Source organism: Xanthomonas sp. WHRI 7064 (assembly GCF_040202355.2).
Lineage (GTDB): Bacteria > Pseudomonadota > Gammaproteobacteria > Xanthomonadales > Xanthomonadaceae > Xanthomonas > Xanthomonas arboricola.
The window spans coordinates 2,562,053-2,574,209 of record NZ_CP167821.1; the positions used below are offsets into that span (position 1 = coordinate 2,562,053).

At 65.7% G+C, this 12,157-nt stretch carries 12 protein-coding genes; 2 read left to right on the plus strand and 10 right to left on the minus strand.

Features of this window, described 5'->3' with window-relative positions; genetic code table 11:
• Positions 1 to 936: 936 nt before the first annotated feature.
• Both ABQY74_RS11050 and ABQY74_RS11055 read right to left on the minus strand, forming a co-directional pair.
• On the minus strand, positions 937 to 3,303 hold the full coding sequence (locus ABQY74_RS11050) for a Tex family protein (protein WP_349791423.1): 2,367 nt from the start codon (positions 3,301 to 3,303) through the stop codon (positions 937 to 939).
• A 244-nt stretch (positions 3,304 to 3,547) separates the two neighbouring features.
• Positions 3,548 to 3,775 carry a hypothetical protein gene (locus ABQY74_RS11055; RefSeq protein WP_016904406.1) on the minus strand — a complete coding sequence of 76 codons (228 nt, stop codon included), beginning with the start codon at positions 3,773 to 3,775 and terminating at the stop codon, positions 3,548 to 3,550.
• A 192-nt stretch (positions 3,776 to 3,967) separates the two neighbouring features.
• On the opposite strand from ABQY74_RS11055, the gene ABQY74_RS11060 reads away from it, so the two are divergent.
• Positions 3,968 to 5,179 carry an FAD-dependent oxidoreductase gene (locus tag ABQY74_RS11060; RefSeq protein ID WP_349791425.1) on the plus strand — a complete coding sequence of 404 codons (1,212 nt, stop codon included), beginning with the start codon at positions 3,968 to 3,970 and terminating at the stop codon, positions 5,177 to 5,179.
• On the opposite strand, the gene ABQY74_RS11065 is transcribed toward ABQY74_RS11060, so the two are convergent.
• The 5 genes from ABQY74_RS11065 to ABQY74_RS11085 form a co-directional block, all read right to left on the minus strand.
• Entirely contained in the window at positions 5,137 to 5,652 is a 516-nt protein-coding gene (locus ABQY74_RS11065; RefSeq protein ID WP_349791427.1) for a hypothetical protein, read from the minus strand. The two genes, ABQY74_RS11060 and ABQY74_RS11065, sit on opposite strands and share 43 nt — an antisense overlap.
• A complete protein-coding gene (locus ABQY74_RS11070; RefSeq protein WP_016904409.1) occupies positions 5,622 to 5,822 on the minus strand; it encodes a PspC domain-containing protein in 201 nt (66 codons plus the stop codon). Before ABQY74_RS11070 ends, ABQY74_RS11065 begins: the two co-directional genes overlap by 31 nt.
• Positions 5,823 to 5,925: 103 nt before the next feature.
• A complete protein-coding gene (locus tag ABQY74_RS11075; RefSeq protein WP_024938704.1) occupies positions 5,926 to 7,002 on the minus strand; it encodes a class III poly(R)-hydroxyalkanoic acid synthase subunit PhaC in 1,077 nt (358 codons plus the stop codon).
• Positions 6,999 to 8,168 (minus strand): class III poly(R)-hydroxyalkanoic acid synthase subunit PhaE, encoded by a 1,170-nt coding sequence (phaE, locus tag ABQY74_RS11080; protein ID WP_349792232.1) that lies wholly within the window; start codon positions 8,166 to 8,168, stop codon positions 6,999 to 7,001. Before phaE ends, ABQY74_RS11075 begins: the two co-directional genes overlap by 4 nt.
• 54 nt (positions 8,169 to 8,222) lie before the next feature.
• On the minus strand, positions 8,223 to 8,885 hold the full coding sequence (locus ABQY74_RS11085) for a phosphatidylcholine/phosphatidylserine synthase (protein WP_026064801.1): 663 nt from the start codon (positions 8,883 to 8,885) through the stop codon (positions 8,223 to 8,225).
• Positions 8,886 to 8,967: 82 nt separating this feature from the next.
• Between ABQY74_RS11085 and ABQY74_RS11090 the strand changes: the two genes are divergently transcribed.
• A complete protein-coding gene (locus ABQY74_RS11090; RefSeq protein WP_349791429.1) occupies positions 8,968 to 9,729 on the plus strand; it encodes a 3-hydroxybutyrate dehydrogenase in 762 nt (253 codons plus the stop codon).
• Positions 9,730 to 10,049: 320 nt separating this feature from the next.
• Here ABQY74_RS11090 and ABQY74_RS11095 read toward each other — a convergent pair whose 3' ends face one another.
• The 3 genes from ABQY74_RS11095 to ABQY74_RS11105 all read right to left on the minus strand — a co-directional run bounded on the left by ABQY74_RS11095 (position 10,050) and on the right by ABQY74_RS11105 (position 12,131).
• A complete protein-coding gene (locus tag ABQY74_RS11095) occupies positions 10,050 to 10,538 on the minus strand; it encodes an 8-oxo-dGTP diphosphatase (RefSeq protein ID WP_349791431.1) in 489 nt (162 codons plus the stop codon).
• Between the two features lie 64 nt (positions 10,539 to 10,602).
• Complete coding sequence (locus ABQY74_RS11100; RefSeq protein ID WP_016904415.1) at positions 10,603 to 11,112, minus strand: DUF1249 domain-containing protein; 510 nt, start codon at positions 11,110 to 11,112, stop codon at positions 10,603 to 10,605.
• A 197-nt stretch (positions 11,113 to 11,309) separates the two neighbouring features.
• Positions 11,310 to 12,131 (minus strand): pyruvate, water dikinase regulatory protein, encoded by an 822-nt coding sequence (locus tag ABQY74_RS11105; protein ID WP_024939184.1) that lies wholly within the window; start codon positions 12,129 to 12,131, stop codon positions 11,310 to 11,312.
• Positions 12,132 to 12,157: the final 26 nt, after the last annotated feature.

The following is a 12,157-nucleotide window of genomic DNA, read 5'->3' on the forward strand; positions in this document are numbered from 1 at the left end:
CCTGGAAACGCAATAAAACAGGGTGGTCAACTGAGTGCTGCTTGCAGCACGCACACACCGACCATCCCAACCGGTCCTTGCCCGCCCACCGTCGCGGGACCTTACGCGGCATGGATGCCGCGTAAGAGCCTACAAGGACGTACTTGCGGCGTGTCCCGCGATGGTGGGCGGGCAAGGGCCTTGCGACCAAGCCGCAGATCAAGCGCTCTGCACACCTGACTTATCTGCCCGCTAGGCTCCCCAAAAGGCACGCGCCGCCATTTTGAGCAGCGGCGTTATTTAGCTGCAGAACAATGCCTAAGCCCAAAGCTCAGTGAGTCGAGTGCGCGGTGCCCTCGCCGCTTGCGGGACACGCCGTGAATCCGTCCATGGAGGCTCCTTGGCGGCATCCATGCCGCCAAGGGTCCCGCAACCGGCGAGGACACCGCACCAGCAAGTTGGTCGGTAGTCATGTGGAAACCCTGCTTGATAGCGAGATTGCGTTAGCTCGCTGAAACGTTCGTAGATTGCCTCTTTGAGTCTGTCTGTCACCCAGCTCGCAACGCGACGATTTCAGACGCATCACAACTCGAACAACCGCGCGCCACCCCCTGCTTGCAACCAAACTCACCGACCATCTCAACCGGTCCTTGCCCGCTCACCGTCGCGGGACCTTACGCGGCATGGATGCCGCGTAAGAGCCTACATGGACGTAACTGCAGCGTGTCCTGCGATGGTGGGCGGGCAAGGGCCCCGCAGCCAGACCGCAGGTCAGCCGCCTTATGACTGATCGTATCTGCATAGGCGCACCGCGGTGGTCGGAGTGCACGGACCCGCAGCCAAGTTGCAGATCAGCCTGCCCAAGCGCGATCCAATCGCAGCAGCAGACCCGCCGCCTTGCGAGCGGGTCTATCTACACTGCCCAGCCACGCCAGGGCAGCCGCCGGGCACGCTGACTCAGCCGCGCTTAGCGCGTGCGAATGCCGCGGCCAGCGCGTTGTCGGCCGGCGGCGCAGTAGTGCGCGGCTTGCTGTTGCCCTGCGCCGGGCCACGCCCACCGCCACCATCGCGCCGGCCCTGCCCCGCGCCGCCGTTGCCGCGTTGGTCGCGCGACTGGGCTGCGGCATCGGCCGGCGGTGGCGTATCGGACAGACGGCAGGTCAGTGCGATGCGTTTGCGCGCCACGTCCACTTCCAGCACCTTGACCTTGACGATGTCGCCGGCCTTGACCACATCGCGCGGATCCTTGACGAAGGTGTCCGACAACGCGGAGATGTGCACCAGGCCATCCTGATGCACGCCGATGTCGACGAACGCACCGAATGCGGCGACGTTGCTGACCACGCCTTCGAGCACCATGCCGGGCTTGAGGTGCTTGATGTCCTCGATGCCTTCGGCGAACTGTGCCGCCTTGAACTCGGGGCGCGGATCGCGGCCGGGTTTTTCCAGCTCCTTGAGGATGTCGCGCACGGTCGGTACACCGAACTGCTCGTCGGTGAACAGCTCCGGCTTGAGTCCACGCAGGAATCTGCCGTCGCCCAGCAGGGCCTTGATCGGCTTGCCGGTGCTGCCGACGATGCGCTCGACCACCGGATAGGCTTCCGGGTGCACCGCCGACACGTCCAGCGGCTCGTCGCCATCGGCGATGCGCAGGAAACCGGCGCATTGTTCGAAGGTCTTGTCGCCCAGACGCGGCACCTTGAGCAGGTCCTTGCGGCGCTTGAACGGACCGTTGTCGTCGCGATGGCGCACGATGTTTTCCGCCACCGTGCTCGACAGCCCGGACACGCGCGACAGCAGCGCCGCCGACGCGGTATTGACGTACACGCCGACCGCATTGACGCAGTCTTCCACGCGCGCCTCCAGCGCCTTGGCCAGACGATATTGATCTACGTCGTGCTGGTACTGGCCCACGCCGATCGCCTTGGGCTCGATCTTGACCAGCTCGGCCAGCGGATCCTGCAGGCGCCGCGCAATCGACACCGCACCGCGCAGCGACACGTCCAGATTGGGGAACTCCTTGGCAGCAAACTCGGACGCCGAATACACCGACGCACCGGCTTCGCTGACCACGATCTTCTGCAGCTTGCTCGCCCCGCACAGCGCGATCGCCTCACCGGCGAGCTTGTCGGTCTCGCGGCTGGCGGTGCCGTTGCCGATCGCAATCAGCTCCACATTGTGCTGCATGCACAGCTTCTTGATCGTCTGCAGCGACTGCTCCCATTGCCGCTTGGGCTCATGCGGGTAGATCGTCTCGGTGGCCACCAGCTTGCCGGTGGCATCGACCACGGCGATCTTGCAGCCGGTGCGGATACCGGGATCGAGCCCCAGCACCACGCGCGGGCCGGCCGGTGCGGCCAGCATCAGGTCCTTGAGGTTGTCGCCGAACACGGCGATCGCCTCGGCCTCGGCCTTTTCGCGCGCCTGGTTGAACAGGTCCAGCAGCAGATGCATGTGCAGCTTGGCGCGCCAGGTCAGCCGGCAGGCATCCAGCAACCAGCGATCGGCCGGGCGGTTCTGGTTGGAGATGCCGGCATTGCGCGCCACACGGCCCTCGGCGTACTGATGGCCGGCCTCGGCATCGTTGCCCGGCTCCAGATCCAGATACAGGAATTCCTCGCGGCGCGCACGAAACAGCGCCAGCAAGCGGTGCGAGGGAATCCTGGCCAGCGATTCGGCATGATCGAAATAATCGCGGTACTTGGCACCGGCCTCTTCCTTGCCCTCGGCAACGCGCGCGCGGATCACGCCGTTGTCGTTCAACCAGCTGCGCAGCTCGCCCACCAGGGCTGCATCTTCGCCCCAGCGCTCCATCAGGATGGCGCGTGCGCCCTCCAGCGCTGCCTTGATATCGGCCACGCCCTTCTCTGCATCGATGTACGCCGCGGCAGCGACTTCCGGCGCCTGGTTTGGGTCGGCCAGCAGGCCGTCGGCCAGCGGCTCCAGACCGGCTTCGCGCGCAATCTGCGCACGCGTGCGGCGCTTGGGCTTGTAAGGCAGGTACAGGTCTTCCAGCCGCGACTTGCTGTCGGCCGCCACGATCTCGGCGCGCAATTCGTCGCTGAGTTTGCCCTGCTCGCCGATGCTGGACAGGATCGCCGCGCGGCGCTCTTCCAGCTCGCGCAGATAGGTCAGGCGCGTTTCCAGATTGCGCAGTTGGGTATCGTCCAGCCCGCCGGTGACTTCCTTGCGGTAGCGCGCGATGAACGGAACGCTGGCACCCTCGTCGAGAAGGGCAATGGCGGCGCGCGCCTGGGCGGGTTGGGCACCGATCTCGTCGGCGATGGTGCGAGCGATCTGCTGGGCAAGCTGGCTGTCGTGCATGGCGGCGCGGCCGGAGCCGCTTCACTGAAAAAAGCATTTTCGCAGTGCTGGCCCGCCGCGGGAACCCGTTGACAGGATCGCCATAACACTATGCCGGCGCGTCTTTCGACGGCTGACGAGCGCTAGCGGGCGATCGTCAGGTAGTTGCAGAGGGTGCGTAAGAGCTGAAGTACCGTTGCGATACCTGCAGCTGTGGGCACTTGGCGCCCACTGACGGTGGGCGCAGTCGTCCGGTCGGCTGCGCTTAGCTGGCGCGACCTGCGTAATGCGTGGCAGCGCGCTCGACCAGGATGCTTTCGTGCAGCGATTCCAGTGCCATCACGCGGATCTTGCCGACGTCCTTCAACGGCACCATGCGCTCGACATAGATCTCCGGGCCGGCGTCGGTCATCGCGCGCGACTTGCTGAACCCGTAAGGCACAACACCCTTGTCGCCATCTTTGCTGCCACCGACGTACAGAACGATCGACATGCCCACACCCTCGTTAACAACTGTGACTACGTTAGTGGCGCGAGCATAACGACCGTGCCGTGAGGAGCTTTCCACGCACGTTAACGCCGGCTGTTTGCGGTTTGGTGACGGCAGGATCCCCTCGCCTGTCTGCACAACCGCTTCACCCTGCCTGCCGGTCCAATTGCGCTCCGCCCGCACGTACGACACCGCATGGACCTCAAGAGTGGCTACCCGTTCTGGTCGATCCGCAACGGGTTAATGCGCGCCTATCCGCGTCTGGAGCGGGACACCGATTGCGAGGTGGCCATCATCGGCGGCGGGGTCACCGCGGCCCTGGTCGCGCACGAACTGCTCAAGCACGGGCACGAGGTGGTGGTGCTCGAGCAGCGCGAGATCGGCTGGGGCAGTACCTCGGCCAGTACCGCCTTGCTACAGTACGAAATCGACACACCGATGATCGAGTTGGCCAGGCATTACGGCATGACGGCGGCAGCGTCGGCATACGCTGCGTGCGCGCAAGCCATCGTCGACCTGCAAGGCCTCTGCAATACACTGGGCGGTAGCGACTTCAGCCGTCAGGACAGCCTGTACTACGCCAGCCGGTCGCGGGATCTCGACGACCTACGCAGCGAACTGCAGGTGCGAAAAACCCACACTCTTCCGGTCGAATGGATCGAGCGCGCGCCGTTGTGGCACAACTACGGCGTACGCTCCGAGGGCGCGATCCTCAGCCGCCTGGCCGCCAGCGTCGATCCGTATCGGCTGTGCTACCGCCTGTTTGCAGAAGGCGAGCACTACGGCGCGCGCATCTACGACCGCACCGCGATCGCCACCCTCACACCCCACGACCGGCATGTCGCGTTGCGCACCCGCGACGGAGTCACGCTGCGCGCCCGGCACGTCATCATGGCCGCAGGCTACGCAAACCAGCAGTGGCTGTCGCAGCGCGTGGCACGCAACCGCAGCAGCTACGCATTCGTGACCGATCCGCTGCACGACAACGAGATGGGCGCGCTCAAGCACACCATGATGTGGGAAACCGCGCGCCCCTATCTCTACCTGCGCAGCACGCCGGATGGACGCGTGGTGGCCGGCGGCGAAGACGACAACATCGATCTGCCCGCACGTCGCGACGCACGTGTCATGCGCAAGCTGAAGACGCTGCTGAAGAAGATCCACCAGACGATGCCGGACATCAGCCTGCGCCCGGTGTTCGCCTGGGGCGGCACCTTCGCCGAAACCGCCGATGGGCTGCCGTTCTTCGGCCCGCATCCGCAACATGGGCCGCGGGTGTCGTTCGCGATGGCGTACGGCGGCAACGGCATCACCTACAGCGCGATCGGCGCAGGCTTATTGCGCGCGCAACTGGAAGGCAGGCCTCACCCGTTATCGGAGCTGTTCGGTTTCTCGCGGTTGCGCTGAGATCCCCACGGCCACCAGCCGTGGCCGTGCAGCGCATACGCGTCGGCGGCCCGTTCCAGCGGATTGCGTACGTGGATGCCGCCGCACAGCAAATACACCGGCAAAAACAGCGGGCCGAGCAACATGTACTGGTAGACATGCGCCCGTTCGTGGTCACCCAGGCGCACCGGCGGGTGCTGACAACGCCCGGCAGCATGCGCATACGTGCTGCACTGCAGATCCAGCGAGGCGCCCTTGAGCAGGATCACATTGCCCAGCGTCATCGCCCCGCCCGGTCCCCATGGCCAGGCATGGAACACCACGGCCAGCTCCTGCCCGGACCAGCGCGGACGCGCGCCGAAACAGCTGCCGGCGGCACCGATGGCAAGGCCGAGCAAGGTATTGGGCAGCGTCCACAACGCGCCCAGCACCTGCACGGATGACCACCGGCGCCGGGTGGGCGTCAGTCGGCCTGGTTGGGGATCAGCAACCACAGGATCAGATAGACCAGGATGCCGGGGAACGCGGCCGAGGCGATCGACACGATCACGAACAGCACCCGCAACAGCGTGGAGCTCCAGCCGAAGCGGCGGGCGATGCCGCCGACCACGCCGGCAATCATGCGGTCGTTGAGGGAACGGGACAATGCGGTGGTCGTGGCCATGGAAGGCTCCTTCGAACGTGATGCCCAGTCTAAAAAGCGCAGCGACTGCGCCTTGTGACGGCTGCGGCTGCTCGCTGCAGGCACAGCGCAACCCAAAGCCGCATCACGCGTTGCCGCCACGCTCCTGCAACCAGCGGTGGATCGCCACCGGCACCTCGCGCTGCGCACGTCCGGAGACGTAGATGCCGATATGCCCGCCGCGGAAACTCAGCTCGGTGTAATCGTCGCTGCCAACCAGGCCGCGCAATGCACGCGAGGCGTCGGGCGGCACCAGATGATCGTGTTCGGCGTAGATGTTGAGCACCGGCATGTCCACCGCCTGCAGATCGACCGCCTCCCCGCCGATGCGCACCTGCCCGGTCACCAGCCCATTGCGCTGATAGAACTGGGTGACGAACTCGCGGAACGCCTCGCCGGCCAGATCGGGCGAATCGAAGATCCACTTTTCCATGCGCAGGAAATCTTCCAGCGCCTGCTTGTCGTCGAGGATGTCGAGCAAGCCGACGTACTTCTGCAGGTTAAGCCGGAACGGCTTGAGCATCAGGTAACTGGCGTTCATCAGATCCGCCGGCACGTTGCCCATGGTGTCCACGAACAGATCCACATCGACCATGCGCGCCCAGTTGGAGAGCATGTTGTCGGGGGTGTGGAAATCCACCGGCGTGACCATGGTGATCAGGTTGCGCACCTTCGGCCGCTGCAGCGCCGCATAGCACAGCGCAAACGTGCCGCCCTGGCAGATGCCGAGCACATCGACCGCCTCCAGCCCCGACTGCGCGCGCAGGTGATCCACCGCGCCATCGATATAGCGCAGCAGATAGTCCTCCAGCGTGAGGTAACGCTCGGAGCGGTCCGGGTAGCCCCAATCCAGCACGTACACGTCCTGGCCGTGGCCCAGCAGGCCCTTGACCAGCGAGCGGTCGGCCTGCAGATCGACCATGTAGGGGCGGTTGACCAGCGCGTAGACGATCAGCAGCGGCGTCCTGGCCACTGGCGCCTGCTCGCCGACAAAGCGGTACAGCACCACCTTGCCGTCGCGCCAGATTTCCTCGCGCTCGGTCACGCCGTAATCCACGTCTTCCACGCCGGGCAGCAGCTTGAGCCCCTCGCGCAGCTTGCGCTGCATCGACAGGGTTTCCTGCATCAGGTCTTCGGCGCTGAATCCCAACGGGCCTTTCATGTCTGCGCTCCACGTGGCTTGCGTGCGGCCGGCTTAGCGGAAGCTGTGCCAGCCGATGGCCTGGCGGCGCTTTTGGACGCCTTCGTGTTCTTGGCTGTGGCGGTTTTCGCTGGTGGTTTCTTGGCCGGGCTGGTCGCCGCTGCCGGCTTGGGCGCAGTGTCCGCCCTGGATGCCGGCGCGCGCCTGGCCGTGGCCGGCGCAACCGGGTCAGCCGCCGCTGCAGCCGGCTTGCCGGCCGGGCTGGCCGCAGTGCGCAGCATGCGCCGCACCGCACGTTCCAGCTCGGCGATGCGGCGATGCGCGGCGTCCATCTCCGAACGCGTCGGCATCCCGAAACGCTCGCTCAACTGCTCCACTTCTTCCTGCAGCGCGGCGCGCAGGCGCATATGCGCATTGGCAAAGCCGCCGTAGACCTCGCGAAACTGGTCGGACAAGGCGACGTCGGCATACGACTCTTCGGCGGCCTCGATCCACAGATCGAACAAGGCACGCGCACTGGTCAGCTGACTGCCGCTGCTTTCGTGCTCCCCCAGCTTGGAGGCGAACCGGCCGAACGCCTGCTCGATGGCCGACTTGAGTTGTTCGCCATAGGCCTGCGATTGCGCCTGGTACTCCTGCTGCGCACGGGCCAGCGTCTGCAGGCGCGCCTGATGATTGCGGCTCACGCCGAATGCCGGCATGTCCAGCCATGGCGCGTTTTCTTCCCGCCACTTCGCCAGCGCCTGCGCAGCGTCCTGCAGCCACGGGTCGAAGCCGCCGGGGCTGCCGCCACGCAGCGAGCCCAGCGTCCACTGCATCAGCTGCTCGCCCTGCCCCTGCACGGCGCGCCGCCAGGCTTCGGAGACTTCGTTGGCCGAGGTGTCGCGCCCGGCGAACTGCGCGGCCACCTGCTGCATGGTGCCGAACCAGTCGCCGGCCTGATGACGGAAGCGGTCGATCGCCTCCTGCGCCTGCGGTGCGGCCTGGGTGGGCAGCAGTTGCGACCACCAGTCCATCGCCTTGCGCCAATCCTGCGGTGCGTCAGTGCCCGGCCCCGTCCCGGGAACGGCACCGGGCTGTGCAGCGGCGCCGGACTGGCCGTGGCGCATGGCATCTCCCCAGGCGCTCCAGTACTGGCGCGCCTTGTCTTCGAAGTTGCCGTTGTCCGAACCGCTGGTTGCCATGATCCCTTCCCGTGACTGTCCACCAGCCATCCTACCGCGTGTGCCCGGCCGTACCGGTCAGGGTTTGGGGATGCGCAGCGTCTTGCTGATCATCAGCGAGCCGGACACTGCAAACAGCAGCACCAACGGGTGGAACTGCCACGGCCCGAGCTGCCACTGGCCCCACCACAAGGTCTGGCCGATATGGCCGCTGCTGGCAGCGACCGCCAGCAGGATCACCAGCAGCAGGCTGGTGGGGATCGGGGTGCCTTCGAAGTACGGCACCTTGTCGGCCTCGCCGGCGATCTCTTCGGCAGTCACGTTGTAGCGCGCCAGCCGGCTCACGCCGCAGCAGACGAAATAGCTCAGCACCAGCCAATCCCAGCCGCCGCGCATGCCGCAGGCATAGCCCAGCGCCGCCGGCGCTACCCCGAACGAGATCACGTCGGCCAGTGAGTCCAGCTCGCGGCCCAGGGTCGAGGACGCCTTGCGCCAGCGCGCCACATGCCCGTCCAGCGCATCGAACACGAACGCCAGCGGAATCAGCGCCATGCCCAGCAGCAGGTCGCCGCGATGTCCTTCCTGCAGGAAGCGCATCGACGCGAACACCGCGCCGGTGCCGCAGAAGGCGTTGGCCAGGGTGAACCAGTCCGCGAGTTGGAAATCGCGCAGCATCGAGAAATGGCGTTTCATGCGGAACCTGAGAGGAGCAAGGCGCAAAGGGTAACGCGCGCACGCCATGCAGGCGACCGTTTCGCGCTATCGGCTAGGCTGGCGATCAGCATGGCCGCTCCGGCCGGGCACGATCGACGACGAGGACAGCATGAAGCGCAGCATCCTGATCACCGGCGCAGGCAGCGGCATCGGTGCCGGCATCGCCACCGAGCTGGCCGCCGGCGGCCACCATCTGATCGTCAGCGATATGGATCTGGCGGCAGCCGAACGCACCGCGCAGCGCCTGCGCGACACCGGCGGCTCGGCCGAAGCGCTGGCGCTGGACGTGACCGATGACCACGGCATCGCGCAGGCCTTGGCGTGCGTGACGCGCGCGCCGCAGGTGCTGGTCAACAACGCCGGCCTGCAGCAGGTTGCCGCGCTGGAAGATTTCCCGATGCAGCGCTGGGACTTGCTGGTGGATGTGATGCTGACCGGCGCCGCACGGCTCAGCCGCGCGGTCCTGCCCGGCATGCGCGCGGCCGGCTACGGGCGCATCGTCAACATCGGCAGCATCCATTCGCTGGTCGCCAGCCCGTACAAGAGCGCGTATGTCGCCGCCAAGCACGGCCTGGTCGGCCTGGCCAAGGTCATCGCACTGGAAACTGCCGACTGCGACATCACCGTCAACACGTTATGCCCAAGCTATGTGCGCACCCCGCTGGTGGAGCGCCAGATCGCCGACCAGGCGCGCACGCGCGGCATCGCCGAAGAGGCGGTGATCCGCGATGTGATGCTCAAGCCGATGCCCAAGGGTGCCTTCATCGACTACGACGAACTCGCCGGCACGGTCGCGTTCCTGATGTCGCATGCCGCACGCAACATCACCGGGCAGGCGATCGCCATCGATGGCGGCTGGACTGCGCAGTAAGCGCGGCTGGCGAAATTTTCACCAGCTTCCGTGGCCGCCTTGCGCCGCAAGGCGCGCGCGCAGTTGTCCACAGACTTGCGCAGGATTCATCCACAACCGGTGTGGAGAAATGTGTGGAGGCGAATTCGGAAGGCATGTCGCCACAGCGTGCAGCGCCGGCTTGCGCTTGCGCTCGCCAGGTCGATCGCATACACATTGGCGCCAGCAGATCGAAGTCCATTAAGGACGGCAGACGCTCAAGTTCGGCACTGCGGTGATCGCGCCAGACAGCAGTAACAGCCGCGCTCGCCTGGGCGGCTGCGCACTCCCTCAAGCCCCGCTCAGATACGCGAATACGTCCACGACTGCATGCGCCCGTCGCGATACGGCATCACGCCATGAAACGGACGCGGGTCGCCATCGAAGACCAGCGGCAGGAAATTGCGGTCGCCCTCCCACATCGGCACCTGGTCCATGCGGTCGATCGCCACCCATTCCAGCGTGCCTTCCGGGTTGGAGGCCTGTGGCTCGCCCTGGAAGCTGCGGATCAGGAATACGAAGCCCAGCCAGTCCTCGCCCCGCTTGCCAAAGCCCGGCCAGCTGATGGTGCCGCGCAGTTGCATGTCGCCGCACTCCACGCCGGCCTCTTCGCGGATCTCGCGGCGCATGCCGGCCAGCACGTCTTCGTCCGGTTCCACCTTGCCGCCTAGCCCGTTGTATTTGCCCAGGTGCTGATCGCCGGGGCGGGCATTGCGATGGATCATCAACACCTGTGTGCCGTCGGGCGACAACAGGTAGCCGAGCGTGGCGACGATGGGGGTATAGGGCATGGCGGGCGAGCTGGAATCGAGCGCATCAGTATGACCGATGCTGTGCAAGCGGCGTGGCGCAGCCTCAGCCGACCGCAGCCTGCGAGCCCGGGCGCGGTGGCGCCACGTAATCGGTATCCAGACGCAAGGTAGCTACGCCATGGCCGCGCTCGGCCAGATAGTCCAGCCACTTACCCAGGAACGTATTCATGCGCATGCGGTGGCTGATCAGCTCGGCCGGCGGCGGGAACATGCCCATCACGTCCTGCCAGCGACGGCCGACATAGCAATGGGTGGTCTCAGCCTGGCGCGCGTCGCGGTACAGGCGCACATAGGCCGACGGGTCAGGCTCGCCGGTCACCGGGTCGCACAGGTCGTAGGTCAGCCGCAGCTCGACCGTGTAGCGGTGACACTCGATCACGTCCAGACGCAGGTCCAGGCCATCGCCGATCGACGAGACATAGGAGCCGGGAGCGAGGTCGGCCGGTGCGAACAGCCGGGTCAGATGCTGAAAGTTTTCTGCGTACAAGCCCATCAGCCAGCCGAACCGGCTCAACTTGGGGATGCGTTCGAGTTTACTCAGTGCTTGCGCCATGAACCGATCCTACACGCTGCGCTGCCGCACGGGCAGCATTGACGACCGGCCACCGGCAGGCCTACCTTGGCGGAGCCCTACCCCGCCCGCTTGATTTCCTTGACGCTTGCCGACCGGCCGCGATACGTCACGGCAGCCCTGGATAGTGAATACGCTACGCGCGGCCCAATCCCCAATCCCGCCAACCAATTCCCGCCTCAAAACATCTCGCGCTGCAGCCCTAGCGTGGACAACACCTTGCTGGAAATTTCCTCGATCGAGGTATTGGTGGTGCTCAAGGTCGGAATGCGCTCCATCTGGAACATGCGCTCGGCGGTGGCCACCTCGCGCCGGCAGGTCTCTGCCGCGCTGTAGCGTGAATTGGCGCGCCGCTCCTGGCGGATCTGCTGCAACCGCTCCGGGTCGATGGTCAGGCCGAACAACTTGCTGCGGTAATTGCGCAGGCGCGGCGGCAGGCGCTCGTTTTCAAGATCTTCCTCGGTCAACGGGTAGTTGGCGGCACGGATGCCGTAATGCAATGCCAGGTAGATGCAGGTCGGCGTCTTGCCGGCGCGCGACACCGCCACCAGGATCACGTCGGCCTCGTCGTAATTGAGTGCGATACCGTCATCGTGGCTCAGCGCGAAGTTCATCGCGTTGATGCGGCGGTGATAGGTCTCGAAGTCGACCATTCCGTGCGCACGCCCCACGCGCGAATGCCGTGGCGCATTGAGCTCGCGCTCCAGCGGCTCGATGAAGGGCGCGAACACGTCCAGCATCAAGGCGCCGCTTTCGGCCAGGATCATGCTCAGCTGGGGATCGACGCAGGAATTGACCACCACCGGGCGCACCTGGTACCGCTCGCCTGCCGCGCGCACGCGCAATGCCGCATCGCGCGCTTTTTCTGCATCATCAATGAACGACATGCGGTCGGTGACGAAGTTGAATCCACTGAACTGCGTGAGCAGGCTATGCCCAATCGTTTCAGCGGTGATACCGGTTCCATCGGAGACGTAGAACACCGGTCGAATTGTTGACATCAAGACCACCTCTTTGAACTGGTGTC